Raw genomic sequence first — 24,341 nt, 5'->3', positions numbered from 1 at the left:
CCTCCTCAGGCCAGCGCGAGAGTGGCCGCCGCGCGGGCCCGCCGCTCGACGTGGGTCATCATGATCGCGCCGAGCGCCAGGCAGGCCAGGCTGATGGCCAGGCAGATGCCGAGCGACGGCCAGACCGGCCCGCTGCCGGTGGCCGCCTCGCGGACCGCGCGTGCTCCCCAGGTGGTGGGCAGGACGGCGGCGATCGGGCCGGTCCAGCCGGGCAGGGAGGTGATCGGCACGAGCATCCCGGAGACCAGCCAGATCGGGTACTCCAACGTGTTGGCCAGCGCGTTGGCATTGCGCAGCAGCACGAAGGTGGACGCGAGCAGCAGGCCGAACATGCCGAGCCCGACGATGCAGCCGGGCACGGCGACCACGAATGCCAGCGGGTCGGCGAAGGTCAACGGAATGCCGTACAGCAGCCGGCCCCAGGCCAGCGTGGCGAGCATGGCGTACGTGCCGGTGAGCGCGGTGGCCAGCGTGATCGGCAGCACCACCAGGGCCGGCGGCCGGGGCGCCAACATGATCATCTCCAGAGTGCCCTGCCAGCGCTGGTTCTGGATCGCGCCGCCCGAGCCGAACAGCACCGACGACCAGACGCCCATCAGCCCCGCGCCGACCGCGGCCTCCAGCAGGCGGCCGGGCTCACCACCGGCCCGGAACAGGTAGACGGCCAGGGTCGCCTGTACCACCGGCACGATCAGCGCGGTGGTGATCTCGAACGGCGACCGGCTGAGCTGCTTGGCGTGCAGCAGCGCGCCGATCGCGATCATCCGTAGCGTTCTCACCCGGCCACCGCCTCGAGCAGGCGGGACTGCGCGTCGACCCGGTTCACGATCGCCACGTACGCGTCCTCCAGGGTGGGCTGCCGGGCGGTGACCCGGCCCAGCCGGACCCCGTCCAGTGCCCGCAGCACGTCCGCCTGCACGTCCACCCCCGCGTCGGACTGCACGGTCAACACCTGCGCGGCACCCGTGACGACCACGCTCGCCTCGCGTACGCCCGGCAGGGCGTGGATCACGGCGAGCTGGGCGTCACCCACCCCGTACGCCTCCACCTCCAGCACCTGCCGGCCGTCGGCGTGGTGCCGCAGTTCGGCGGGCGTGCCGAGGGCCTGGATGGTGCCGTTCGCGATCACCGCGATCCGGCCGCACAGCTCGTCCGCCTCCGCCATGTAGTGGGTGGTGAGCAGCACGGTGGTGCCGGTGGCGGCCAGGTCGGCCACGGTCTGGCGCAGCTCCCGGGCGGCCACCGGGTCCACTCCGATCGACGGTTCGTCGAGGAAGAGCACCCGTGGCCGGTGCAGCAGGCCACGGGCGATGTGCAGCCGCTGTCGCATACCTCGGGAGTAGCCCTCCACCCGGTCGTTCTCCCGGCCGGTCAGCCGGACCAGTTCGAGGAGCTCGGCGATGCGCGTCCTCTGCTCGCGCCCCGGCACGCCGTACAACTCGGCGAAGTAGCGCAGGTTGTCCCGCGCGGAGAGCCGGTCGTAGAGCCCCCGGTCACCGCCGAAGACGTACCCGATCCGTCGCCGTACCTCCCGGGTCTGCCGGACCACGTCGAAGCCACAGATCCGGGCCTCGCCGGCGGTCGGGATGAGTAGCGTGTTCAGCAGCTTGATGGTCGTCGTCTTGCCAGCGCCGTTCGGGCCGAGCAGGCCGAACAGCTCCCCGTTGCCGACCGTCAGGTCGACGCCGCGGACCGCCTCCACCTCCCGGCGCTGGGGTCGTAACCATCCGGTACGGCTGCGGTAGGTGCGGCGCAGCCCGACCGCCTCGATCGCGTTTTCGCTCATGGCCGCAGGCTAGGAGCCGCCGACAGGGGCGGGAAACGAATTCGGATCCGACCGAATGGTCAGGCCGAGGCGGTCAGCGGCTCGTCGCCGATCAGCTGCACCAGGGCCACGCCGGCCGGCTCCAGGCCGTACAGCACCCGTCTCCCCACCCGGCGGCGGTGCACCACACCGGCGGTGAGCAGCGCGGAGAGCTGCTCCGAGACGGTGCTCGGGGCCAGCCCCAGAGTGGCGGCGAGGCCGGCGGTGGTGGCCGGCCGGGTCAGCGCCCGCAGCACCTGGGCCCGCCCCCGCCCGACCAGTACGGCCAGCCGGTCGGTCGTCGGCACGGCCCGGCCCTGCGGGGCGGGCGTGCCCTCGGCCAGCAGTGCCGCGCCGCGCGCCTGGTAGGAGATGGCGACGATCTCCGGGTGATCGGTCGAGTAGGTGAGCGCGCCGCGCGAGAAGATCAACGGGACGAGCAGGAGTCGCTGGTCGACCGCTTCGAAGTGCTGCTCCAGCGGCTTCACCAGGGTTAGCACCGGCTTCTCCCACCGCACCCGGTCGTGCAGGTCGGCCAGCAGCGCGTCCGGGCCGTGCGCGGCGAGCGCCCGCGCCCGGTGCAGCACCTCCTCGTCCAGTGCTGCCCGCATCGCCGACCACCAGGGCGCGATCGCCGCGTCCCAGTACGCCTCGATGGCGTCGGCGAGTCGGTCCAAAGCGGCCTGCCGGTTCGTGACGAACGGGCTCAGCCAATCGGGCAGGTCGTCGGGCCGGTGGTAGCGAGGGATCTGCTCGGCGATCACCTCCGCCGGCGTCGCGCGCAGTTCGGCGAGCTGCTCGGCCAGGGTCGGCTCGGCCGACGTGGGAATCGGGGAGAGGAAGTCGGGTGCGCGGGAGCCGATCGTGAGCAACCGGGCCGGCGCGGTCGCCGGCACCTCGGCCAGCACCCGCCGGGCGTGCCGGGCCCAACCGGTGTACGGCCAGGGCGCCTCGCTCGGATTGCGCTGCAGTACGTACAGGCTGGTCAGCACCTCCCAGAGCGGGCTGGTCGCGATCCGGGTACGGGTCAACGTCGCCTCGTCCAGCTCGATCCGGATCACGCCGGTGAGCGTAGTCGGGTGGCGGAACACCCCCAGACGTAAGGAAGGGACCCTTGTACAACACGAGACGTTAAGAGGGGGCCCTTCCTTCGGATTACTCGGCGGCGGGTCGGTGGGTGGGTCGAGTATCGTTGGGCACCGTAAGGCGATGACCCGGCCATCACCGGTGAGCCTCCGGAAGAACAGCCGGGCAACCGGCCCAGTAGAACCGGACGGGTGCGGCCCGTCACAGCCGGCAATGAGCGGGCGGTCGATCCTGACCGTCAAGCGGGGTGGTACCGCGGGCCACCCGGGAGCGCCGTCACGGCGTACCCGGAAGGTTCGTCCTCGCAGACCCACTGTTGAGTGAGCTGCGCGAGGAGAGCGACCCCCGATGGCCTATCCGTTGCACGACCCGACCGCCGCCGGTGTCCCGGCGAGCCCGGACCTGCCCGCGGTCGAGCGCCGGGTGCTGGAGCACTGGACGGCCGACAAGACCTTCGAGGCGAGCGTCGAGGCCCGTCCGGCCGGCGACGACGGCAAGAACGAGTACGTCTTCTACGACGGCCCGCCGTTCGCCAACGGTCTGCCGCACTACGGCCACCTGTTCACCGGGTACGTCAAGGACGTGGTGCCGCGCTACCAGACCATGCGCGGGCGGCACGTCGAGCGGCGTTTCGGCTGGGACTGCCACGGCCTGCCCGCCGAGGTGGTGGCCGAGAAGCAGCTCGGCATCACCAGCAAGGCCGAGATCATCGATCTCGGCGTGGCCCGGTTCAACGAGGCCTGCCGCACCTCGGTGCTGGAGTTCACCCAGGACTGGGAGCGGTACATCAACCGGCAGGCCCGCTGGGTCGACTTCGCCAACGACTACAAGACCCTCGACCTGGACTACATGGAAAGCGTCATGTGGGCCTTCAAGACCCTGCACGACAAGGGTCTGATCTACGAGGGCTTCCGGGTCCTGGCGTACTGCTGGCGCTGTGAGACGCCGCTGTCGAACACCGAGACCCGGATGGACGACGTCTACCGGGACCGGCACGACCCGACCCTGTCGGTCTGGTTCGGGCTGACCCCGGACGAGTCCGCCCCGGAGCTGCTGCGCGGGCCGGTCAAGCTGGGCGTCTGGACCACCACGCCGTGGACCCTGCCGTCGAACCTGGCGCTCGCCGTCGGCCCGGACATCGAGTACGCGGTGCTGGAGCACCGGGGGTCCCCCGACAGCGAGGGCAGTGGGGACCGCTACGTCGTCGGCGCGGCGCGGCTGGCCGCGTACGCCAAGGAGCTGGACGGGTACCAGCAGGTCGGCACGGTGTACGGCCGGGACCTGGTCGGACGCCGCTACACCCCGCTCTACGACTTCCTCGTCGAGCAGGCCGGCGAGAACGCGTACCAGGTGCTCGGCGCGGAGTTCGTCACCACCGAGGACGGCACCGGGATCGTGCACCTCGCCCCGGCCTTCGGTGAGGACGACCAGAACGTCTGCAACGCCGCGGGCATCCCCACCATCGTCACGGTGGACGACCACACCCGGTTCACCGCGCTGGTCCCGCCGTACCAGGGTGAGCAGGTCTTCGACGTCAACAAGCCGGTGATCCGGGAACTCAAGGAGCGGGGGGTGGTGCTCAAGCAGGACACCTACACCCACTCGTACCCGCACTGCTGGCGCTGTGACACCCCGCTGGTCTACAAGGCGGTGTCGTCGTGGTTCGTCGCGGTGACGCAGTTCCGGGACCGGATGGTCGAGCTGAACCAGCAGATCAACTGGACGCCGGGGCACATCAAGGACGGCTCGTTCGGTAAGTGGCTGGCGAACGCCCGGGACTGGTCGATCAGCCGGAACCGGTTCTGGGGCTCGCCGATCCCGGCCTGGAAGTCGGACGACCCGAACTACCCCCGGCTGGACGTCTACGGCTCGCTGGCCGACATCGAGCGGGACTTCGGCGTACGCCTGACCGACCTGCACCGGCCGGCGGTGGACGACCTGGTCCGCCCCAACCCGGACGACCCGACCGGCAGGTCGATGATGCGTCGGGTACCGGAGGTGCTGGACTGCTGGTTCGAGTCCGGCTCGATGCCGTTCGCCCAGGTGCACTACCCGTTCGAGAACGCCGACTGGTTCGAGCACCACTACCCGGGCGACTTCATCGTCGAGTACATCGGGCAGACCCGCGGCTGGTTCTACACCATGCACGTGCTGGCCACCGCGCTGTTCGACCGGCCGGCGTTCCGCAACTGCCTGAGCCACGGCATCCTGCTCGGCTCGGACGGCCGCAAGATGTCCAAGAGCCTGCGCAACTACCCGGACGTCTACCACGTCTTCGACGCGTACGGCTCGGACGCGATGCGCTGGATGCTGATGTCCTCACCGGTGCTGCGCGGCGGGGACATGGCGGTCACCGAGGCGGGCATCCGGGACTCCGTACGGCAGGTGCTGCTGCCGCTGTGGAACGTCTGGTACTTCTTCACCCTCTACGCCAACGCGGACGGGTACTCCGCACGGCGGCGTACCGACTCGACGCACCTGCTCGACCGGTACGTGCTGGCGAAGACCAACGAGTTGGTGTCGACGGTCCAGGGGCAGATGGAGGCGTACGACATCTCCGGCGCCTGCGCCACCGTCCGGTCCTACCTGGACGCGCTGACCAACTGGTACGTGCGCCGGTCCCGGGACCGGTTCTGGTCCGGGGACGCGAACGCCTTCGACACCCTCTGGACGGTGCTGGAGACGCTCTGCCGGGTGGTGGCGCCGCTCGCGCCGCTGACCGCGGAGGAGATCTGGCGCGGGCTCACCGGTGAGCGCTCGGTGCACCTCACCGACTGGCCCGAGGCGACCGAGTTCCCGGCCGACCACGACCTGGTCGCCGCCATGGACGCCACCCGGGCGGTCGCCTCGGCGGCGCTGTCGCTGCGCAAGGCCAAGGGGCTGCGGGTGCGGCTGCCGCTGTCGAAGCTGACCGTGGCCTCGCCGGCGGCGGAGCAACTGCGGCCGTTCGCCGACCTGGTCACCGACGAGGTCAACGTGAAGGCGGTGGAGTTCAGCGCGGAGCTGTCCGCGTACTGCGAGCAGGTGTTGACCGTGGTGCCCCGGGCGCTCGGCCCGCGGGTCGGCAAGCAGGTCCAGCAGGTGATCAAGGCGGTCAAGGCGGGCGACTGGGAGCTGGTCGACGGTGCCCCGGTGGCCGCCGGCGTCACCCTGGCCGAGGGCGAGTACGAGCTGCGCCTGGTCGCCGCCGACGCCGAGCACTCCGCGCCGCTGCCCGGCGGTGAGGGTGTGGTGGTGCTGGACACCGAGGTCACCCCGGAGCTGGCCGCCGAGGGGCTGGCCCGGGACGTGGTCCGGGTCGTGCAGCAGGCCCGCCGCGACGCCGACCTGGACGTCTCGGACCGGATCGTGGTGTCGGTGTCGGCCTCCGAGGAGGTACGCGCCGCGGTGTCCGCGTTCACCGACTTCGTCGCCGGGGAGGTGCTGGCCGACTCGGTCGACTTCGCCGAGGGTGTCGACGGCTTCGCCGGCGAGGTCGGCGAGGGCGACCGGGTGACGGTCGCCGTCCGCCGGGTCTGAGTGTAAGGAAGGGACCCTTCCTAACGCCTCGTGTAGAGGAAGGGTCCCTTCCTTAAACTGCGGCGCCGCCATTGCGCGGACGTCTTGCCACCTCCGTCGGGAGGATGTGGAGGCGTCCGCTACCGTGACACCGCCCTGTTCGAACCCGATCTGCCGGAGGACCAGTGCCCCTGCTCTACACCATCGGCAAGCTCACCGTGGCGCCCACGCTGCGGTTGGCGTTCCGCCCGACCGTGGAGGGGCTGGAGCACGTGCCGGCGACGGGTGGCGCGGTCTTCGCCGGCAACCATCTTTCGGTGGCCGATGAGCTGTTCCTCGGCACCGTGGTGCCCCGCCACCTGGCGTTCTGGGCGAAGTCCGAGTACTTCAAGGGCACTGGCGTGAAGGGCGCGATCTCCAAGTTCGTCCTCACCGGCCTGGGCGCCATCCCGGTCGAGCGTGCCGGTGGGCGGGCGGCGCTGTCCGCGTTCGACGCGGCGATTCCGGCGCTCAAGGGCGGCGACCTGGTGGTGGTCTACCCGGAGGGCACCCGCTCGCCGGACGGCAAGCTCTACCGGGGACGGACCGGGGCCGCCCGGCTGGCGCTCTCCGCCGGGGTGCCGGTCATCCCGGTCGGCATGATCGGTACGGACAAGGCTCAGCCGATCGGCACCCGGGTGCCCCGTCCCGGCTCCGCCAAGATCACGGTCCGGTTCGGCAAGCCGCTGGACTTCACCGGCCGGCCGGACGACCGCACCTCGCTGCGTCAGATGACCGACGAGATCATGAGCGAGATCCAGAAGCTCACCGGCCAGGAGTACGTCCCCCGCTACGCCCCGCCCCGCGCCCACCCCGACCCGACCCGGGACGCCTGACGCCGCCTCCGATCGACACCGGTCAGGTGCGGTCGGGAATCACGATCTGGGTGCGCAGGGTGTTCAGCAGGGCCGCGCTGTCCGGGACGGAGAGCCGGGTGAAGACGCCGGTGGCGATGCTGCCGTGGTCGACCGAGGTGCAGACCACCACGTCGCTACCGCTGGCCTGGCCCACCGCGCACTGCTCGTGCCGACCCCGTACGCCGGTGTCCACCGCCTCGGGTGCCTCCAACGCGTAGCGCTCGCTGAGCCGGTCGATCTCCGCCTTGGCGTCCTCCTCCGGCGTCAGCCGGAAGCCCGTGCCGCCGAAGACCGTCACCCGCTTGCCGTCCGAGGTGGCGTAGACGCCGGCGAAGGTGTCCTCGGCCAGCCAGTGCGACTGGCGGACCTCCCGTTCCAACTGTCGGGCGGCCTCCGCGCTGCTGTCGTCCTGCCGCAGCCTGAGGTCGGCCACCTGCTCGGGCAGTGCCGCGCGGGCCGGGTACTGGGTCGAGATCGGCAACCCGTAGTAGGCCGGGCAGCCGCAGCAGCAGGCCAGGGTGAGTAGCAACAGCCACGGCCAGCGGCGTCGTCGACGGACCGGGACCGGCACGTACCCCTTGGGGGCCTGCCAGCCCGGCGGCGGCGTCACCGGTGGGGGTGCGGCGGACCGTCGCGCCCGGCGCTGCTTCGGCGGCCTGGGCGGCGACGCGGGCGGCGCCACCGGGCGGCTCGGCAGGGCGGGCCGGGTCGGTGGCGGCGGTAGCGGGACGGCCGGCGGCGGCGCCGGGGGTGGCCCGACCGGGGCAGCGGGTGGACCGGACCACTGCCGCGTCGCGGGCGGCGTCGGGTACGGCAGCGTCGGGGGTAGCGGCGGCAGTTCGGCGTGCGACAGGTCCCAGCTGCCGGTGTCCACGCCGGCCCACGGGTCGACCGGGGTCCGGTGCTCCGGTGGCTCGGCGGGCGCGGGCGGAGGTGGGGTCGGCTCGTCCGACTCGCCCCAGGCCCGCCGACGTGGCAGTGGAGGCGGCACCGGAGCGGATCCACTCCAACGGGGTGCCGGGACCGGTTCGGTCGCGGCGGGGGAGTCGGCCGCGCTGCCGGCCTGCTCGGTCGGCGGTTCCGGCTGGCCCGGCGACTGCGGCCGGCTCGGTGCCTCCGGTTGGTCCGAGCTTCCGGGCTGCGCGGAGGGTTCCGGCGGCGCGGAGCTGTCGGACTGCGCGGAGGGCTCCGGCTGCGCCGGAGGCCCGGGCTGCGGGAAGGGCTGCGCGGAGGGTTCCGGCGGCGCAGAGCTGTCGGGCTGCGCCGGAGGCTCGGGCTGCGTCGAGCTGTCGGGCTGCGCCGGAGGCTCGGGCTGCGCCGAGCTGTCGGGCTGCGCCGTGGGTTGCGGCTGCGCCATGGGTTGCGGCTGCGCCGAGGGTTGCGGCTGGTCCGGCGGTACGGGTGGGGAGGTCGGCTCGTCGACGACCGCCGGATCCCGGTCCGGCTCCGAGCCCGGGGTGCTCCCGTCGGCCGGCCGGCCCGCTCCCGGCTGGGGCTCCGGCATCGCGGCAATCTCCTCTCGCGCCGGTCCGAGGTTAGTACCGCGTCGCCACCTCCGCGAACGGGCGTCACGTCCGGGAGGCGTACGACCTGCCGGACGTCATGGCGGCGTGCGCGCGGTCACCGACGGGTGACCGCGTACCCTTGGGCATCATGAGTGCCCCGTCCACGACGCCGAGCGCGGCCGCGACCAATTCCGTCTGGCCCCGGCTGGAGTCACTGCTGCCCCAGGTCTCCAAGCCCATCCAGTACGTCGGCGGTGAGCTGGGTGCGGTGGTCAAGGACTGGGACGCGGCGATCGTGCGCTGGGCGCTGATGTATCCCGACGCGTACGAGGTGGGCCTGCCCAACCAGGGCGTGCAGATCCTCTACGAGGTGCTCAACGAGCTGCCCGACACCCTCGCCGAGCGGACGTACGCGGTCTGGCCGGACCTGGAGAACCTGATGCGCACGCACGGCGTGCCGCAGTTCACCGTCGACGCGCACCGCCCGGTGCGGGACTTCGACGTGTTCGGCATCTCGTTCTCCACCGAGCTGGGCTACACCAACCTGCTGACCGCGATCGACCTGGCCGGCATCCCGATGCTGGCCGCCGACCGCACCGACGCCGACCCGGTGATCGTGGCCGGTGGGCACGCCGCGTTCAACCCGGAGCCGATCGCCGACTTCATCGACGCCGCCGTGCTCGGTGACGGCGAGGAGGCGGTCCTGGAGATCACCGCGATCGTCCGGGAGTGGAAGGCCGAGGGCAGCCCGGGTGGCCGCGACGAGCTGCTGCTGCGGCTGGCCCGTACCGAGAGCGTCTACGTGCCGCGCTTCTACGACGTGGACTACCTCGCCGACGGGCGGATCCAGCGCGTGGTGCCCAACCGGGCGGACGTGCCGTTCCGGGTGCACAAGCGCACGACGATGGACCTGGACGCCTGGCCGTACCCGAAGAAGCCCCTCGTGCCGCTGGCCGAGACGGTGCACGAGCGGTACGCGGTGGAGATCTTCCGGGGCTGCACCCGGGGCTGCCGGTTCTGTCAGGCCGGCATGATCACCCGCCCGGTACGCGAGCGGTCGATCACCACGGTGGGGCAGATGGTGCGCGACGGGCTGGAGTTCTCCGGCTTCAACGAGGTGGGCCTGCTGTCGCTCTCGTCGGCCGACCACTCCGAGATCGGCGACATGTGTTCGGGCCTGGCCCAGCAGTACGAGGGCACCAACGTCTCGCTGTCGCTGCCGTCGACCCGGGTGGACGCGTTCAACATCGACCTCGCCCAGGAGCTGTCCCGCAATGGCCGCCGTACCGGGTTGACCTTCGCGCCGGAGGGCGGGTCGGAGCGGATCCGCAAGGTGATCAACAAGATGGTGTCGGAGGAAGACCTCATCCGCACCGTCGTCACCGCGTACACCAACGGGTGGCGGCAGGTGAAGCTCTACTTCATGTGCGGCCTGCCCACCGAGACCGACGACGACGTGCTCCAGATCGCCCAGATGGCCCACGAGGTGATCAAGGCTGGGCGGGCCGCGACCGGCTCCAAGGACATCCGCTGCACGGTGTCCATCGGCGGGTTCGTGCCGAAGCCGCACACCCCGTTCCAGTGGGCGGCGATGGAGCGCCCGGAGGTCATCGACCACCGGCTCAAGCTGCTCAAGCAGGCGATCAACTCGGACCGCTCGCTGGGCCGCGCGATCGGCTACCGCTACCACGACGGCGAGCCGTCGCTGATCGAGGGGCTGCTCTCCCGGGGCGACCGCCGGGTCGGTTCGGTGATCCGCAAGGTCTGGGAGAACGGCGGCCGGTTCGACGGCTGGAGCGAGCACTTCTCGTACCAGCGCTGGGTGGACGCGGCGGCCGAGACGCTGCCCGCGTTCGGGGTGGACCTCGACTGGTACACCACCCGCGAGCGCGACCAACTGGAGGTCCTGCCCTGGGACCACCTGGACTCGGGCCTGGACAAGGACTGGCTCTGGCAGGACTGGCAGGACTCGATGACCGAGTTCGAGCAGGACGACTGCCGGTGGACCCCGTGTTTCGACTGCGGCGTCTGCCCCTCGATGGACACCGAGATCCAGATCGGCCCCACCGGCAAGAAGCTGCTTCCGTTGACCCCCATCACGGGCATGAAGGCCCCCACCGCCTGACGCCCAAGCCCCGCCCCACCGCCTTCCGCCGCGTTGATCATGAAGCTGTTGCCCGTGGCACGGCGTGTCACCGACGACAACTTCATGATCAACGGGTGCTGAGTTCCGAGGAGCGAGACGATCAGTAAGAAACCACAGCCGGAGGGTGGCCAGGCACCGGTCGTCCAGCGCGTCCGCATCCGGTACGCCAAGCGCGGGCCGCTGCGGTTCACCTCGCACCGGGACTTCGCCCGAGCCTTCGAGCGGGCGCTGCGCCGGGCCGGCGTACCGATCGCCTTCTCCCAGGGCTTCCACCCGCACCCGAAGATCTCCTACGCCAGCGCGGCGCCGACCGGGGTGGCCAGCGAGGCGGAGTACCTGGAGATCGCCCTCCAGTCGGAGGTGGACCCGGCCGAGCTGCGGGCCGCGCTGGACGCCTCGCTCTCGCCCGGTCTGGACGTACTGGACGCCGTGATCGTCGCCGGGGGCAGCCTGCCGGACCGGATCGAGGCGTCGCGGTGGCACATCGAGCTGCCCGAGGTCGACACGGCCGTGCTCCGCGCCGCGGTGGACGCCTTCACCGCCGCCGACGAGGTGCTTGTCGAGCGGATGACCAAGCAGGGCCGACGCACCTTCGACGCCCGAGCTGCCGTGATGTCGATCGATGTCCCGGTGGCGACGCCGACGCCTTCCGGAGCGGCGGCCGTACCGTGTGCGATACTCGAACTGGTCGTGCGGCAGGTCACCCCGTCCGTACGGCCCGATGACGTCCTTTCCGGCCTCCGCGTGGTGGCCGACCTGGAGCCGCCGGTCTCGCCGAGGGTGACCCGGCTGGCTCAGGGCACGCTGACCGCGCAGGGTGCGATCGTGGATCCGTTGGATGCGGACCGCGACGGGGCAGCCATCGTTGGGCTCTGACCGACGGTCAGTGCCCTGGCAGGCAGACTTCGGCGGTCGCGCACCACGCGCGCCCGGCGGAAACACTTTTGCGGCGACCCTGCGTGGCAGCGCTCACCCGCGCCCGGGGCAGCCAGAACTGGAGAACGTCCATGCTCGAGAACGAGCCCGAGGGCGGCGAACGGACCGGTTCACAGCCGGCCGGCGACACCGCTGACCAGAGCACCACCGCCGACGGCGCCGCCGTCGCGAACCCCGCCGGCGCCGACGGCACAGAGCCGGCCGGCGCGCAGAGCGCCGAGCCCGCCGCGCCGGTGCGCCGCACCCGGACGACCCGGCGCCGGGCCACCCCGGTCAACCAGCCGGAGCAGACCGACGCGCCGATCGAGGCGTCCGCCGGTGTGACCGGCAGCGACGAGACGCCGCAGGCGGAGGTCTTCGCCCCGATCTCCGGCGACCTGGACGTCGCGCCGAAGACCCCCCGGCGTCGCCGCAAGGCCACCCCGGTCGAGACGACCGCCGAGGAGCCGCTGGTCGCGGCCGCCGCCGAGGGAGCCGCCGCCGATGTGGTCCCGCCGGTCAAGGTGACCCGCACCCGGCGGAAGAAGGCCACGCCGCCCGTCGTCGAGGAGCCGCCCGTCGTCGAGGAGCCGGCCGCTGCCGAGGAGCCGACCGCCGAGGAGCTGTCGGCCGGCACGGCGGAGACCGAGTTGACCGAGACCGAGCTGGCTGAGGCCGAGTTGGGCGTCACCGTCGAGCCGGCCTTGACCAGTGGTGCCCAGGACCGTTCCGGCGAGGTGCCGCCGGGGGTGGCCGTCTCCGGTGTGACGGACGAGCCGGTCGAGGCGGCTGAGGTCATTGAGCCGGAGCAGCCGCGGACCCGCCGCCGGCGTGCGGCGCTCTCCGCGCCCACCGTGCTGTTCATGGCGCCGCAGCCGGACGCCGTGCCGCTGAGCCGGCCGACCGAGCCCAGCCCGGTCGCCGAGGAGCCGGCCGTCGAGGAGGCCGCCGAGCCGAGCCGTCGGCGCCGCCGAGGTCGCCGCGACGCCGAGCCGGTGGAGCCGGTCGAGGCGATCGAGGCCGAGGAAGAGCCGACCGAGGAGGCCGAGGAGGCCACCGAGGCGGATGAGGACGACGAGGACAGCGCCGCCGCGCGCCGTCGTCGCCGTCGTGGCCGTCGTGGCCGTGGGCGTGGCAAGGGTGGTGCCGACGACGCCGAGGACGAGGAGTCCGAGGAGGCGGCGCAGGCCGAGGAGGAGGAGACCGCCGAGGCCGAGAGCGACGAGGACGAGGAGTCCGAGGGCGGGGACGGGCTGACCCGTCGCCGCCGTCGTCGTCGCCGCCGGGGCGCCGGTGACGCGGAGGGTGCCGCCGACGACGGCGTACCGACCGTTGTCAAGATCCGCGAGCCGCGTCGGACCGTCGACGAGGTGCAGGGCGTGTCCGGCTCGACCCGGCTGGAGGCCAAGCGCCAGCGTCGCCGGGACGGCCGGGAGCAGCGGCGTACCCGCCCGCCGATCCTCAGCGAGTCGGAGTTCCTGGCCCGCCGCGAGGCGGTCGACCGGGTGATGGCGGTCCGCCAGCGTGGTGACCGGACCCAGATCGCCGTCCTGGAGGACGGCGTGCTGGTCGAGCACTACGTCACCCGCAACTCCTCCGGCACCATGGCCGGCAACGTGTACCTGGGCAAGGTGCAGAACGTGCTGCCGAGCATGGAGGCCGCGTTCGTCGACGTCGGCCGGGGCCGCAACGCGGTGCTGTACGCCGGCGAGGTCAACTGGGACACCTCCGGCCTGGAGGGGCGGGCGCGCTCGATCGAGCACGCGCTGCGCTCCGGTGACTCGGTGCTGGTCCAGGTCACGAAGGACCCGATCGGGCACAAGGGCGCCCGGCTGACCAGCCACATCGCGCTCTCCGGCCGGCACCTGGTCTACGTGCCCAACGGCAACGCCTCCGGGATCAGCCGGAAGCTGCCGGACACCGAGCGCAAGCGACTGCGCGACGTGCTCAAGAAGCTGGTCCCGGACGGCGCGGGCGTGATCGTCCGGACGGCCGCCGAGGGCGCCAGCGAGGACGAGCTGGCCCGGGACGTCAAGCGGCTCCAGTCGCAGTGGGAGGACATCCAGGCCAAGGCCGCCGAGGGCGGCGCGCCGGTGCTGCTCTACGGGGAGCCCGACCTGGTCATCCGGGTGGTCCGGGACCTCTTCAACGAGGACTTCCGCGAGCTGGTGATCGAGGGTGAGCAGTCGTACGACATGGTCGAGTCGTACCTGTCGCACGTCTCCCCGGACCTGGTCGACCGGGTGCGTCGGCACGTCGGCACGAGCGACGTCTTCGCCGAGTACCGGATCGACGAGCAGATCATCAAGGGTCTGGACCGCAAGGTCTTCCTGCCCTCCGGTGGCTCGCTGGTGATCGACCGTACCGAGGCCATGACGGTCATCGACGTCAACACGGGTAAGTACACCGGCTCCGGGGGCAACCTGGAGGAGACGGTCACCCGCAACAACCTGGAGGCGGCGGAGGAGATCGTCCGTCAGCTCCGGCTGCGCGACATCGGCGGCATCGTGGTGATCGACTTCATCGACATGGTGCTCGAGTCGAACCGCGAGCTGGTGCTGCGCCGACTCACCGAGTGCCTCGGTCGGGACCGTACGAAGCACCAGGTCACCGAGATCACCTCGCTGGGCCTGGTGCAGATGACCCGCAAGCGGATCGGCGCGGGCCTGCTGGAGGCGTTCAGCGAGACCTGCGAGTGCTGCAAGGGTCGGGGCGTCATCATCCACACCGAGCCGGTGCCGGAGAAGCCGCGGCCCGCCGGTGCGGGGGAGAAGGTCAAGGCCGTCGCGTCGTCGGTCGCCGCGGCCCCGGCCGCCGAGCAGGGCAGCGCGTCCTCCCGTCGGCGGGCGCGCAAGGGCGCCTCGGCCGAGCGGACGGTGGTCGAGGTCGTCGAGACCGACACCAACACCAACGCCGACAGCAACGCGGACGCCGACTACCAGGACACCATGGGCTACGACCTGTCCCGCTACGAGGCGGACACCGCTGCCGCGCCGGCCGTCTCGGATGCCCAGCAGGGCGAGTCGGCCCGGCTCGCGGCGGCGGACGACCCGGACGCGCTCGCCGACGGCGACGCCGACGAGGAGGGCCCCGAGGGCGGCACCGGCCGTCGGCGCTCCCGCCGGGGCGGCGCGCGTCGGCGGACCCGCCCCTGAACGTCTGACCGGCCCGGTGTTTGACGAGGTCCCTTTCCCGGCAAAGTGACGGGGGAGGGACCTCGCCGTCGGGCCACCCCCGGTCCAGGTTCGGCCACCCCGGTCAGGAGAAGAAGATGCGTCGTCTGCTCGCCGTCACCGTGCTGGTAACCACGCTCTGGGCCGCGGCGGGCTGTTCCGCCGACCGGCCCGGTGGCGGGGGGTCGACCCCGGGCGGCGTGAGCAGCACCGGGGGCTCCGGCGCGGCCGCCGGCACCGGGGGCGCTCGGGCCGGGTCGACCGGTACGCCGGTGGGGCCGACCGGCACGCCCGTGGGTGGTGGCGCGGCCGGCGGCAACGCCGAGCAGGTCTGCCTCGCCGCGCAGCAGGCCGGCACCAGCGCCGTCCAGACGTACGTGGCCGAGCTGGGCCGGATGATCGCCGCAGCGGGTGCCGGGGACAGCGGCACGGCGCAGGAGGCCCGCCAGCGGGCGGAGACGGCGCTGGCCACCTGGCGGACCGCGTTGCGGGAGCAGTCGGCCCGAGCCACCGACGCGCAGCTCAAGACGCTGCTCACCGACATCGGCACCGAGGTCGCCGCGCTGGGGGCGGACGTGGAGTCGATCGACGAGACCGAACTCGACCGGCTCCAGCAGCGTCTCGACCAGCTCTGCGCGCGCTGACCAGGGCGGCCCGGTTTGGGGTCCGGGCCAGCAATGGCGTACTCTTGCCTGCGGCGCACTTTTGGTGTGCCGAGTTCCCGTGTGCCCGCGCCGCCGTGCCACTGCTACCCGGCGAGCCGCCGCGGGGACGACCGCCAGCAGCCTCAACGACAGGGAGTCCGCCTCCGATGTACGCGATCGTCAAGACCGGCGGCAAGCAGTACAAGGTCGCCGAGGGCGACGTGATCGAGGTCGAGAAGCTCACCGGTGCCCCCGGTGACGCGGTGAAGCTCACCGCGGTGCTCCTCGTCGACGGTGACGACCTGGTGACCGACGCGGCGAAGCTTGCCGAGGTCGCGGTGTCCGGCGAGATCGCCGCGCACACCAAGGGCCCGAAGATCAAGATCCACAAGTTCAAGAACAAGACTGGCTACCACAAGCGCCAGGGTCACCGGCAGCCGCTGACCCAGGTCAAGGTGACCGGCATCTCCAGCGGGAAGTAGGTCGTCCTCCAATGGCTCACAAAAAGGGTGCGTCCAGCTCGCGTAACGGCCGTGACTCTGCGGCCCAGCGACTCGGCGTGAAGCGCTTCGGTGGTCAGGTCGTCAGCGCGGGTGAGATCATCATCCGGCAGCGTGGCACCAAGTTCCACCCCGGTGACCTGGTCGGCCGTGGCGGCGACGACACGCTGTTCGCGCTGTCCGCCGGCTCGGTTCTGTTCGGCACCAAGCGCGGTCGCAAGACCGTCAGCATCGTTCCGCAGCAGTAGTTTTCCGGCTAAGCGGGCCGCGGACCTCCGGGTCCCGGCCCGCTTAGCTTTTTTTCGTAGTGCGGGGTTCTGCCTCGCTGGAAGGATTGACGCCGTGGCGACGTTCGTTGACCGGGTCGTTCTGCATCTGCAGGCCGGCGATGGTGGGCACGGCTGTGTCTCGATCCACCGCGAGAAGTTCAAGCCCTTCGGTGGGCCGGACGGCGGCAACGGCGGGCACGGCGGCAGCGTGTCCCTGGTGGTCGACCCGCAGGTCACCACGCTGCTCGACTTCCACTTCCGTCCGCACGTCAAGGCCGACAACGGCAAGGGTGGCGCGGGGTCGAACCGGGACGGGGCCAACGGTCACGACCTGGTGCTCAAGGTGCCCAACGGCACCGTGGTGCAGACCTCCGACGGCACCGTACTGGCCGACATGGTCGGCGCCGGCACCACCTTCGAGGTGGCCCGCGGTGGCCGCGGTGGGCGGGGCAACGCCTCGCTGGCCAACGCCAAGCGCAAGGCTCCCGGCTTCGCCGAGCTGGGCGAGCCCGGTGACCAGCTCGACGTGGTGCTGGAGCTCAAGAGCGTCGCCGACGTGGGCCTGGTGGGCTTCCCGTCGGCCGGCAAGTCGTCGCTGATCTCGGTGATCTCCGCCGCCAAGCCGAAGATCGCCGACTACCCGTTCACCACCCTGGTGCCGAACCTCGGCGTGGTCCGGATGGACAACCACACCTTCACCGTCGCCGACGTGCCGGGCCTGATCCCGGGCGCGGCCACCGGCAAGGGGCTGGGCCTGGAGTTCCTGCGGCACATCGAGCGGTGTGCCGTACTGGTGCACGTCATCGACTCGGCGACCCTGGAGCCCGGCCGCGACCCGGTCGCCGACATCGACACCATCGAGGCCGAGCTGTCCGAGTACGGCGGCCTGGCCGACCGGCCGCGGCTGGTGGCCGTCAACAAGATCGACGTGCCGGACGGCCGCGACCTCGCCGAGATCGTGCGCCCCGACCTGGAGGAGCGCGGCTACCAGGTGTTCGAGGTCTCCGCCGCGACGAGGGAGGGGCTCAAGGAGCTCACCTTCGCGATGGCCGAGCAGGTCGAGGCGGCCCGTAAGGCCGCGCCGCCGGCCGAGCCGACCCGGATCGTGATCCGGCCGATGGCCGTGGACGACGCCGGCTTCACCATCGAGGCCGACGCGGACGGTTCGTTCACCGTCCGTGGCGTCCGGCCCGAGCGGTGGGTCAAGCAGACCAACTTCGACAACGACGAGGCGGTCGGTTACCTCGCCGACCGGCTGGCCCGGCTCGGCGTGGAGGACAAGCTGGCCAAGGCCGGCGCGCAGCCCGGTGACCTGGTCCGGATCGGTGAGCGCGAGTTCGACTGGCAGCCGACGCTGTTCGCCGGTGTGGAGTTCGTACCCGGTAACCGGGGCACCGACGTCCGGCTGGAGGAGAAGTCGAACCGGGCCTCGGCGGCGGACCGTCTCGCCGCGCGCAAGGCTCGCCGGGTGCGCTCGGCGGACGAGGTGGATGCGGACGCGTCCGACGACGTCGAGGACATCGACGACGAGGACGACGCCGAATAGCCCGTTGCGCTCCGTGATCGGGTTGATTTCCGGAAACCTGCCAGAAATCCATCCGGCCTAGCGTGGGGTGATGCTGATCGAGTCCCGGCCCGCCATCGATCCGGAGATCGCCTCCCTGGTCATCGCGCAGCAGCGTGAGCTGCGCGAAGCCGATGGCGGGTTGGACGGGCAGGTCACCGTCACCCAGGACGACATCCGCTACCTCGCCGTGGTGGTGAACGGCCGGGCGGTCGCCTGCGGTGGACTCCAGTCGATCGACGCCGACACCGGCGAGGTCAAGCGGATGTACGTGCGGCCGGCGTACCGGGGGCGGGGGATCGCCCGCCAACTGCTCGCCGCGCTGGAGGAGCTGGCGTTCCAGCAGGGCCACTCGGTGGTCTGCCTGGAGACCGGCACCTACCTGCCGGCCGCGATCGGGCTGTACACCTCCAGCGGCTACGACCAGATCCCGGTCTACGGGGAGTACGTGCACAACCCGTACAGCGTCTGTTTCGCCAAGCGGCTACCCGTCGCGGCCTGAACGGCCGGGCCGACGAGCCCGGCGCTCAGCGCGTTGTCAGCGGTGGTCGGCGGGGTTGTCCAGCCGCCCGCCGGTGCCCGCCTGGTTGGAGAGCAGCAGCCCGAGCGCGAGCATGCCGAAGCCGAGCGCGAGGTGCAGCCAGTTGTCGGCCTCGTTGATCGGCAGGAAGTTGGCCCCGCCGTCATCGTCGATCGCTTCGATCGCCAGGCCGTACAGCCAGAGGGCGAGATAGATCGCGCCACCGCCGGCCAGGAACACCCGGGCACCGGCGACGGTACGGGCCAGCACGAGACCGACCAGCCCGAACAGCAGGTGCACCACGTTGTGCAGGATCGACACCTGGAACAGCCCGAGCAGCCGGGCGTCCGAGTGGTGCCCGGCGAACCTGAGGTGGCCGTAGTCGGTGGTGAAGCCGGGGATGAAGCCAAGGACGCCGATGAGCAGGAACACGCCGGCCACGACCAGCGCGGCCAGCTGCACCCGGGGTCGGGAGCCGGTCGATCGACCACCTTGCGCGTCTCGTGCCATCGCTGCCCTCCGTGCATCTCGGCCCTGCGAATCTCACTGTCCGCAGCGGCGACGTGACGCAGCCCGACGATCCTTCATTTTGGAGTCAGACCTCCCAGTGGCGCAGAGAAATGCACGAAGAGGTATGGAAGGGCAAACGCAGGGTAGGTGAATTGGTGGCGGCCGCGGCGACGCGGACGCATTCCCCCAGCACAACCGCGAAGACTTTCCGAGCGGAAGGGACACCATGACTTACGATCTGTCACCCACTTCTTCCACGTACGGGCAGCAGTCGACCAACGGCGGCGGCGTTCGCGAGCAGGCCCGCCAGGTCGGGTCGGAAGCCGCACACGCTGGCGGCGCGGTCGCGCAGACAGCCAAGGAGCAGGGCGCCGAGGTGGGCCGCGAGGCGGCCCGGCAGGCCCGCAACCTCTACGGCGAGGCCCGCGCCCAGCTCGCCAGCCAGACCGGTGAGCAGCAGCGCCGCGCGGTCGGCGGGCTACGCTCGCTGGCCGACGAGATGCGTTCGATGGCCGAGCAGGGCGGCCAGGCCGGCACGGTGAGCGAGTTGACCCGTCAGGCCGCCGACCGGGTGCACGGCGTGGCCGGTTGGCTCGAGGAGCGCCAGCCCGGCGACCTGATCACCGAGGTACGCGACTACGCGCGGCGCAACCCGGGCACCTTCCTGATCGGCGCGGCGGTGCTCGGCGTACTGGCCGGCCGGCTGACCCGCAGCATCTCCGACGCCGGCGACGACTCCGGCAGCCCGCCCTCCCCGAGCTACCGGGGTGCGGGGGCGTACGACCCGGAGCGGACCGAGGTGATCCCCACCCAACCGACCACGGGCGGCTACGTCGAGCCCACTGCGGGGGGCTACGTCGAGCCGACCGGCACCGGGCAGCCTCTGCCGCCGGTGACCCAGACCGACCCGCTGCCGGGCGTGCCGTCCAGTGGCAGCACCCGCCCGTGAGCCGGCCACTCATCCGAAGGGAGGCGACGGCATGAGCATGCCGACGCAGGGGTCCGGCCTGGACTCCGGAAACCACTTCGACGCGGGTGCGCCGCACACCGCGGCGGAGGTGAAGGGCAGCTCGATCGGTGAGCTGATGGGTCAGGTCACCAGTGACCTGTCGACGCTGATGCGCCAGGAGCTCGAGCTGGCCAAGGCGGAGATCCGCCAGGAGGGCAAGAAGGCCGGTAAGGCCGCCGGGCTCTTCGGCGGCGCCGGCTTCGGCGGCTACATGGTGGTGCTGTTCCTCTCGCTGGCCCTCTGGGCCGGGTTGTCGAACGTCATGGACGCCGGCTGGGCCGGGCTGATCATGGCCGTCATCTGGGCCGCCATCGCGGCGGTCCTCTACTCCATGGGCAAGAGGAACGCCCAGCAGGTTCGTGGCCTCAAGCAGACCAACGACAGCGTGCAGCGGATCCCCGACGCGCTCAAGCCGCACCCGGAGGGAGTCACCCGATGAGCACCGATCCCGATCAGATCCGCCGGGAGATCGAAGCCACCCGCAACAGCCTGAGTTCCGATGTGGACGCGTTGGCGTACAAGGTCAGCCCCAGCCGCATCGTCGACGACCGCAAGCAGCGGGCTCGCTCCGCGCTGCAGAATGTGAGGAACAAGGTCATGGGAACCGCGTCCGACCTCGGTCACGGCACCGGTAACGCCGCCCACTCGGTGGGCGACCGTGCCTCGTCGGCGGCGTCCAGTGTCAGCGACGCCGCGCATTCGGCGGCCTCCAGCGTGAGCGACGCCGCCCATCGGGCACCCGGCGTGATCCGGCGCAAGTCCGAGGGCAACCCGCTGGCGGCCGGCCTGATCGCGTTCGGGGTCGGCTGGCTGGCCTCGTCGCTGATCCCGGCCTCCCGTCGGGAGCAGCAGGCCGCGACCCAGGTCAAGGAGAAGGTCAGCGAGCACAGCGGTGCGGTGAAGGAGAAGCTGGGCGAGGTGGCCAGCGAGCTCAAGGAGGAGCTGCGCGAGCCGGCCCAGCACGCCGCCGAGTCGGTGAAGTCCACCGCCCAGGACGCCGCGCACACGGTGCGGGACGACACGAAGTCGGCCGCGCAGGACGTCAAGGACCAGGCCCACCAGCAGGTCAACCACTAACGCCACCCCACCCGACAGCTCGCGGCCACACGGTGCCGCGAGCTGTCGCGCGGTCAGCGGGGGCGCAGGGTCCGGATGGGGTGGGCGGCCTGGCGGATGCGGGTGTCGCCGTAGCGGACGCCGCCGAGCAGAAGACGCTGGCCGACCGCCAGCCAGCCGCACACGCCACGCTCCAGCAACCAGAGTGGGGCCGCCAGCGCGGTGGTGGACGGGAAGACCGCCCGGCCGCCCGCGCGTCGACGGCCCAGCTCGGCCAGGGCGACGACACCGGCCGCCGCCGCGAGCAGCAGCCCGGGCCGGCGGGCCGCGACCGCCGCCGTCAGCGCCGGCAGGACCGCGAGCGCGGTCAGCAGGCGGGCCGGCTGGGCCAGGTCGTCGTACGCCTGGCGGACCCGTTGGCCGCGGAAGTGCGCGGCGTCCGGCGGTAGCCGGCGTACGTACAGCCAGGCGGGCGCGGCCTCGGTGCCGCCGTACGCCCGCACGGTACGGATCAGCTCCAGGTTCTCGAAGAGCACGTCCGGGTCGTACCCGCCCATGCCGAGGAAGGTGCTGCGGCGCACCGCCAGCGTGCCCGGGTAGTCCGCCCCGAGCGCCCGGTTGAGCAGCGTCCGGCCGGTGTCCCACCAGGCGTGCCAGGGCACCGGGGCGAAGTAGTTCTGCGGACGGACCAGGTCCACCCGGCCCAGTAGCCGGTGCACCGCGCGCAGCGCGGCCTCGTCGTACCGGACGTCGTCGTCGGCGATCACCACGTGCTCCTGGCGCGCGGCCCGGACACCGGTGACCACCCCGGTCACCTTGCCGTTCAGCCCGCGCCCGGCCGGATCGGGCCGGAGGTGCCGGACCAGCCCCCGCCACAGCGTGACGTGCCGGGCGAAGAGGTCCGGTGCGGAGCCGTCGACCACGATCACCTCGACCCGGGCACCCAACCAGCGCAGGTAGCCGGTCAGCTCGGCCAACATGGCGTCGGTCGTCCAGCGCAGTGGCAGCACGTACGCCATCGGCAGCCGCCCTGGCCCGCCCCGATCCGGTCGATCCCGCATGGCCGGACGCCGCTCAGGCGGTGCGGCGGACGTTGGTGAGGGTGAGGGCGGCGGGTGGTGCGGCGGGCATCCGACGCAGGTCCAGGACCACGTTCTGGGCGGGGACGTCGTAGCGCATGACCGAGGTCAGGTTGGTGACCGCCCGCTTCATCAGGTCGATGGTGATCCACTCGCCGGCGCAGCGGTGCCCGGTCGAGTGGTCGCCACCGCCCTGCGGGATCAGCTCGAACGGGTCCAGATGGCGGCCGGCGAACCGCTCCGGGCGGAACAGTTCGGGCTGTGGCCAGAGCGCCGGGTGATGGTTGGTGCCGTAGAGGTCGAGCAGCACCCGACGGCCCTGCGGGAAGTGGTGGCCCTGCCAGTCGAAGGAGCGCCGTACCCGGGCCGCCGCGATCGGGAAGAAGGGGTAGTAGCGGCGTACCTCCTGGACGAAGTTCTCGGTGGCCTCGCGGTCGTCGCGGACCCGCTGCCGCCAGGCCGGGTGATCGTGCAGGGCGAGCGCGGCGAAGGCGATGTACTGGTCCACGGCGACCACCGGCCGCAGGATGTTGAGCAGCTCCACCGCGGCGATCCGGCGGGGGAGGAGTGTGCCCCGCGGGTCCCGGTGTTCGGCGATCACCTTCAGGGCACTGCCGGCGGGCGCGGCGATGGTGCCGAGCCGGGCACGGTCGATGATGTCGGCGATCCAGTGTTCGGCGCGGCGGCGGGCGAGGAGGCCCCGCCAGTGCCAGGGGCCGACCACCGCCGGGGCTTGGATCATGGCGTGCAGTTCGACGGCACGACGGTCGACCTGCGACGCGGCCAGCGGCACCCCGGCCCAGGCGCACACCACCCGGGTCAGCAGCCGGCCCAACTCGTCGTAGAGCGCCACCGGGCCGGCGCTCTCCCAGGCGAGGATCCGGGCCCGCCACTCGTCGTCGAAGAGCTGGCCGAGCTGTCCGATCGCGGTCGGCGTCATGATCGACATGAACATGCCCTTGCGGTCGCGGTGCTCCGGGCCGTCCAGCCCCTGCACACCGCCCCGGCCGGTCAGCGTCCGCTGCACCCGCAGCGGCATCGCCCGCTGGCGCTGGAAGCGCTCGTTGTCGTAGAACAGCACCGCCGCCGGCCGCCCGCGCAGGCAGATCGTCGGTGCCAGCAGGATCCGGGTCTGGAAGACGTCGCCGCCGTACCGGTCGCAGCGCTCGCCGATGAACCGGTAGCCGGCGCGCAGGAGCGCGAGGGTGCTGTCCGGGCTGCGGTCGACCGGCATGGTCGCCATCGGTGTCTCCTCACGTGCGGGTGCTGCCGGTGCCGCCGGCCGGCTGCGTCTACCCAGGTCACCGCCTCTGAATCCCCCGTCGCCGGCTGGCCCCTCCCAGGGGTGGCGGAACCTGGTTGGCTAGCTGGTGGGGCCGCCACCGGCGGCGTTCCCGGGCGGCCGTGCGGGCGGCCGGCGCGGGCGGCGGGGCCGACGGCCACGACCACGGGGAGGGCGAATGCGGGACAACAGGTCGCCGTACTGGCGGCAGCGGCGGGCCGTCGAGGCGCTGAGCGGCAACCGGGACACCGGGGCACTGATCGGGCCGCCCCGGCGGCCCTCTCGGCCACGCCGGTTCTTCACCGTGCACCTGGGCTTCACCGCGCCCGGCAAGGCCGACGCCCGCGAGCTGGCAGTGGGATACGCGGAGGCGCTGAGCCTGCTCCGTCCGGAGGTGGCGCTCGGTGCGGCGGCCCTGTCACCGGCCGACGCCTGGCAACGGGCCGAACGGCTGTTCTGCGGGGCGGTCGGCCCGGACGGCGAGCGCTGCGTCGACGTCGCCGACCATCCCGGCTTCCACCACGCCCCGGGCCCCGGAGGCCTCGGCTGGGGCGACGGCGATGGCTGAGGCCGGTCCAGGTGCTGCCGTCGCGGTGTCCCGGGCGGGCACCGCGACGGCCACCCGGCTCAGTCCAGGTCGAACTCGCCGTCCTGCGCCCCGGCGACGAACGCGTCCCACTCGGCCTGGGTGAAGACCAGCACCGGCCCCTCCGGCTCGGCGGAGTTGCGCATCCCGATCAGGTCATCGACGAAGGCCACCTCGACGGCGCTCTCGGAGGTGTCCCCCTCGGCCCGTTGCCAGACCGCCCGCGAGAGGTCGAAATCGCCCTTGGGGTGGTGCGCCATGGTTCTTTCCTCCAGTGCCGAGGGTTGGGTAGGGACCTC

22 protein-coding genes are annotated in these 24,341 nt (G+C 72.1%); 14 read left to right on the top strand and 8 right to left on the bottom strand.

The annotated features are described in order from the left end of the window. Positions 1-5 precede the first annotated feature (5 nt). The 3 genes from ACFQGL_RS26985 to ACFQGL_RS26975 are packed head-to-tail and all read right to left on the bottom strand — an operon-like array spanning position 6 to position 2,865. On the bottom strand, positions 6-779 hold the full coding sequence (locus tag ACFQGL_RS26985; protein WP_377515292.1) for an ABC transporter permease: 774 nt from the start codon (positions 777-779) through the stop codon (positions 6-8). Further along, the gene (locus tag ACFQGL_RS26980; protein WP_377515291.1) at positions 776-1,786 is read right to left on the bottom strand and encodes an ABC transporter ATP-binding protein; all 1,011 of its coding nucleotides are present in this window, start codon (positions 1,784-1,786) and stop codon (positions 776-778) included. The genes ACFQGL_RS26985 and ACFQGL_RS26980 overlap by 4 nt, the downstream gene beginning before the upstream one ends. Before the next feature lie 59 nt (positions 1,787-1,845). Continuing rightward, positions 1,846-2,865 (bottom strand): ArsR family transcriptional regulator, encoded by a 1,020-nt coding sequence (locus tag ACFQGL_RS26975; protein WP_377515290.1) that lies wholly within the window; start codon positions 2,863-2,865, stop codon positions 1,846-1,848. 373 nt (positions 2,866-3,238) lie between these two features. On the opposite strand from ACFQGL_RS26975, the gene ileS reads away from it, so the two are divergent. Further along, the gene (gene ileS / locus ACFQGL_RS26970) at positions 3,239-6,409 is read left to right on the top strand and encodes an isoleucine--tRNA ligase (protein ID WP_377515289.1); all 3,171 of its coding nucleotides are present in this window, start codon (positions 3,239-3,241) and stop codon (positions 6,407-6,409) included. 164 nt (positions 6,410-6,573) lie between these two features. Then, positions 6,574-7,263, top strand: coding sequence for a lysophospholipid acyltransferase family protein (locus ACFQGL_RS26965; protein WP_377515288.1), 690 nt, complete (start codon positions 6,574-6,576; stop codon positions 7,261-7,263). Positions 7,264-7,285: 22 nt separating this feature from the next. On the opposite strand, the gene ACFQGL_RS26960 is transcribed toward ACFQGL_RS26965, so the two are convergent. Then, on the bottom strand, positions 7,286-8,788 hold the full coding sequence (locus tag ACFQGL_RS26960) for a hypothetical protein (protein ID WP_377515287.1): 1,503 nt from the start codon (positions 8,786-8,788) through the stop codon (positions 7,286-7,288). 149 nt (positions 8,789-8,937) lie between these two features. On the opposite strand from ACFQGL_RS26960, the gene ACFQGL_RS26955 reads away from it, so the two are divergent. The 8 genes from ACFQGL_RS26955 (at position 8,938) to ACFQGL_RS26920 (ending at position 18,502) form a co-directional block, all read left to right on the top strand. Then, positions 8,938-10,914: a TIGR03960 family B12-binding radical SAM protein gene (locus ACFQGL_RS26955; protein WP_377515286.1), complete on the top strand. Its 1,977-nt coding sequence runs from the start codon at positions 8,938-8,940 to the stop codon at positions 10,912-10,914. Positions 10,915-11,091: 177 nt separating this feature from the next. Further along, entirely contained in the window at positions 11,092-11,811 is a 720-nt protein-coding gene (locus tag ACFQGL_RS26950; RefSeq protein ID WP_377515311.1) for a TIGR03936 family radical SAM-associated protein, read from the top strand. A 131-nt stretch (positions 11,812-11,942) separates the two neighbouring features. Then, entirely contained in the window at positions 11,943-15,005 is a 3,063-nt protein-coding gene (locus tag ACFQGL_RS26945) for an Rne/Rng family ribonuclease (protein WP_377515285.1), read from the top strand. Positions 15,006-15,121: 116 nt separating this feature from the next. Then, positions 15,122-15,667, top strand: coding sequence for a hypothetical protein (locus tag ACFQGL_RS26940; protein WP_377515284.1), 546 nt, complete (start codon positions 15,122-15,124; stop codon positions 15,665-15,667). A 167-nt stretch (positions 15,668-15,834) separates the two neighbouring features. Further along, positions 15,835-16,149, top strand: a complete 315-nt coding sequence (rplU, locus tag ACFQGL_RS26935) for a 50S ribosomal protein L21 (RefSeq protein WP_074313742.1) — start codon at positions 15,835-15,837, stop codon at positions 16,147-16,149. An 11-nt stretch (positions 16,150-16,160) separates the two neighbouring features. Next, positions 16,161-16,415 carry a 50S ribosomal protein L27 gene (rpmA, locus tag ACFQGL_RS26930; RefSeq protein ID WP_030491740.1) on the top strand — a complete coding sequence of 85 codons (255 nt, stop codon included), beginning with the start codon at positions 16,161-16,163 and terminating at the stop codon, positions 16,413-16,415. Between the two features lie 94 nt (positions 16,416-16,509). Beyond that, positions 16,510-17,982 (top strand): GTPase ObgE, encoded by a 1,473-nt coding sequence (obgE, locus tag ACFQGL_RS26925; protein ID WP_377515283.1) that lies wholly within the window; start codon positions 16,510-16,512, stop codon positions 17,980-17,982. Positions 17,983-18,052: 70 nt separating this feature from the next. Next, the gene (locus ACFQGL_RS26920; protein ID WP_377515282.1) at positions 18,053-18,502 is read left to right on the top strand and encodes a GNAT family N-acetyltransferase; all 450 of its coding nucleotides are present in this window, start codon (positions 18,053-18,055) and stop codon (positions 18,500-18,502) included. A 36-nt stretch (positions 18,503-18,538) separates the two neighbouring features. Here ACFQGL_RS26920 and ACFQGL_RS26915 read toward each other — a convergent pair whose 3' ends face one another. After that, positions 18,539-19,030 (bottom strand): DUF4383 domain-containing protein, encoded by a 492-nt coding sequence (locus tag ACFQGL_RS26915; protein ID WP_377515281.1) that lies wholly within the window; start codon positions 19,028-19,030, stop codon positions 18,539-18,541. Positions 19,031-19,256: 226 nt separating this feature from the next. Between ACFQGL_RS26915 and ACFQGL_RS26910 the strand changes: the two genes are divergently transcribed. Genes ACFQGL_RS26910 through ACFQGL_RS26900 form a run of 3 tightly spaced genes read left to right on the top strand, consistent with a single transcriptional unit; the run spans position 19,257 to position 21,116 of the window. Then, a complete protein-coding gene (locus ACFQGL_RS26910) occupies positions 19,257-19,979 on the top strand; it encodes a hypothetical protein (protein WP_377515280.1) in 723 nt (240 codons plus the stop codon). 31 nt (positions 19,980-20,010) lie between these two features. Continuing rightward, positions 20,011-20,478, top strand: a complete 468-nt coding sequence (locus ACFQGL_RS26905) for a phage holin family protein (RefSeq protein ID WP_377515279.1) — start codon at positions 20,011-20,013, stop codon at positions 20,476-20,478. Continuing rightward, a complete protein-coding gene (locus tag ACFQGL_RS26900) occupies positions 20,475-21,116 on the top strand; it encodes a DUF3618 domain-containing protein (RefSeq protein WP_377515278.1) in 642 nt (213 codons plus the stop codon). Before ACFQGL_RS26905 ends, ACFQGL_RS26900 begins: the two co-directional genes overlap by 4 nt. A gap of 53 nt (positions 21,117-21,169) precedes the next feature. On the opposite strand, the gene ACFQGL_RS26895 is transcribed toward ACFQGL_RS26900, so the two are convergent. Then, positions 21,170-22,114 carry a glycosyltransferase family 2 protein gene (locus ACFQGL_RS26895; protein WP_377515277.1) on the bottom strand — a complete coding sequence of 315 codons (945 nt, stop codon included), beginning with the start codon at positions 22,112-22,114 and terminating at the stop codon, positions 21,170-21,172. 55 nt (positions 22,115-22,169) lie between these two features. Further along, the gene (locus ACFQGL_RS26890; protein ID WP_377515276.1) at positions 22,170-23,417 is read right to left on the bottom strand and encodes a cytochrome P450; all 1,248 of its coding nucleotides are present in this window, start codon (positions 23,415-23,417) and stop codon (positions 22,170-22,172) included. A 217-nt stretch (positions 23,418-23,634) separates the two neighbouring features. Between ACFQGL_RS26890 and ACFQGL_RS26885 the strand changes: the two genes are divergently transcribed. Next, positions 23,635-24,024: a hypothetical protein gene (locus ACFQGL_RS26885; protein WP_377515275.1), complete on the top strand. Its 390-nt coding sequence runs from the start codon at positions 23,635-23,637 to the stop codon at positions 24,022-24,024. Between the two features lie 59 nt (positions 24,025-24,083). Here ACFQGL_RS26885 and ACFQGL_RS26880 read toward each other — a convergent pair whose 3' ends face one another. After that, on the bottom strand, positions 24,084-24,302 hold the full coding sequence (locus ACFQGL_RS26880; RefSeq protein WP_377515274.1) for a DUF397 domain-containing protein: 219 nt from the start codon (positions 24,300-24,302) through the stop codon (positions 24,084-24,086). Between the last annotated feature and the right edge of the window lie 39 nt (positions 24,303-24,341).

Origin of the sequence: Micromonospora vulcania, from assembly GCF_042658605.1 — a bacterium.
Lineage (GTDB): Bacteria > Actinomycetota > Actinomycetes > Mycobacteriales > Micromonosporaceae > Micromonospora > Micromonospora vulcania.
Note: the sequence above shows the minus strand (reverse complement) of the source record. Positions and strands in the feature narration are given on the sequence as shown.

Excerpts from the sequence above, each read along its gene's own strand:
- ACFQGL_RS26895 (WP_377515277.1), bottom strand. The coding sequence starts at position 22,114 with ATGGCGTACGTGCTGCCACTGCGCTGGACGACCGACGCCATGTTGGCC.
- ileS (WP_377515289.1), top strand. The coding sequence starts at position 3,239 with ATGGCCTATCCGTTGCACGACCCGACCGCCGCCGGTGTCCCGGCGAGC.
- ACFQGL_RS26900 (WP_377515278.1), top strand. The coding sequence starts at position 20,475 with ATGAGCACCGATCCCGATCAGATCCGCCGGGAGATCGAAGCCACCCGC.
- rplU (WP_074313742.1), top strand. The coding sequence starts at position 15,835 with ATGTACGCGATCGTCAAGACCGGCGGCAAGCAGTACAAGGTCGCCGAG.
- ACFQGL_RS26955 (WP_377515286.1), top strand. The coding sequence starts at position 8,938 with ATGAGTGCCCCGTCCACGACGCCGAGCGCGGCCGCGACCAATTCCGTC.
- ACFQGL_RS26920 (WP_377515282.1), top strand. The coding sequence starts at position 18,053 with ATGCTGATCGAGTCCCGGCCCGCCATCGATCCGGAGATCGCCTCCCTG.
- ACFQGL_RS26890 (WP_377515276.1), bottom strand. The coding sequence starts at position 23,417 with ATGGCGACCATGCCGGTCGACCGCAGCCCGGACAGCACCCTCGCGCTC.
- rpmA (WP_030491740.1), top strand. The coding sequence starts at position 16,161 with ATGGCTCACAAAAAGGGTGCGTCCAGCTCGCGTAACGGCCGTGACTCT.
- ACFQGL_RS26940 (WP_377515284.1), top strand. The coding sequence starts at position 15,122 with ATGCGTCGTCTGCTCGCCGTCACCGTGCTGGTAACCACGCTCTGGGCC.
- ACFQGL_RS26885 (WP_377515275.1), top strand. The coding sequence starts at position 23,635 with ATGCGGGACAACAGGTCGCCGTACTGGCGGCAGCGGCGGGCCGTCGAG.
- ACFQGL_RS26880 (WP_377515274.1), bottom strand. The coding sequence starts at position 24,302 with ATGGCGCACCACCCCAAGGGCGATTTCGACCTCTCGCGGGCGGTCTGG.
- ACFQGL_RS26910 (WP_377515280.1), top strand. The coding sequence starts at position 19,257 with ATGACTTACGATCTGTCACCCACTTCTTCCACGTACGGGCAGCAGTCG.
- ACFQGL_RS26980 (WP_377515291.1), bottom strand. The coding sequence starts at position 1,786 with ATGAGCGAAAACGCGATCGAGGCGGTCGGGCTGCGCCGCACCTACCGC.
- ACFQGL_RS26960 (WP_377515287.1), bottom strand. The coding sequence starts at position 8,788 with ATGCCGGAGCCCCAGCCGGGAGCGGGCCGGCCGGCCGACGGGAGCACC.
- ACFQGL_RS26945 (WP_377515285.1), top strand. The coding sequence starts at position 11,943 with ATGCTCGAGAACGAGCCCGAGGGCGGCGAACGGACCGGTTCACAGCCG.
- ACFQGL_RS26915 (WP_377515281.1), bottom strand. The coding sequence starts at position 19,030 with ATGGCACGAGACGCGCAAGGTGGTCGATCGACCGGCTCCCGACCCCGG.
- ACFQGL_RS26905 (WP_377515279.1), top strand. The coding sequence starts at position 20,011 with ATGAGCATGCCGACGCAGGGGTCCGGCCTGGACTCCGGAAACCACTTC.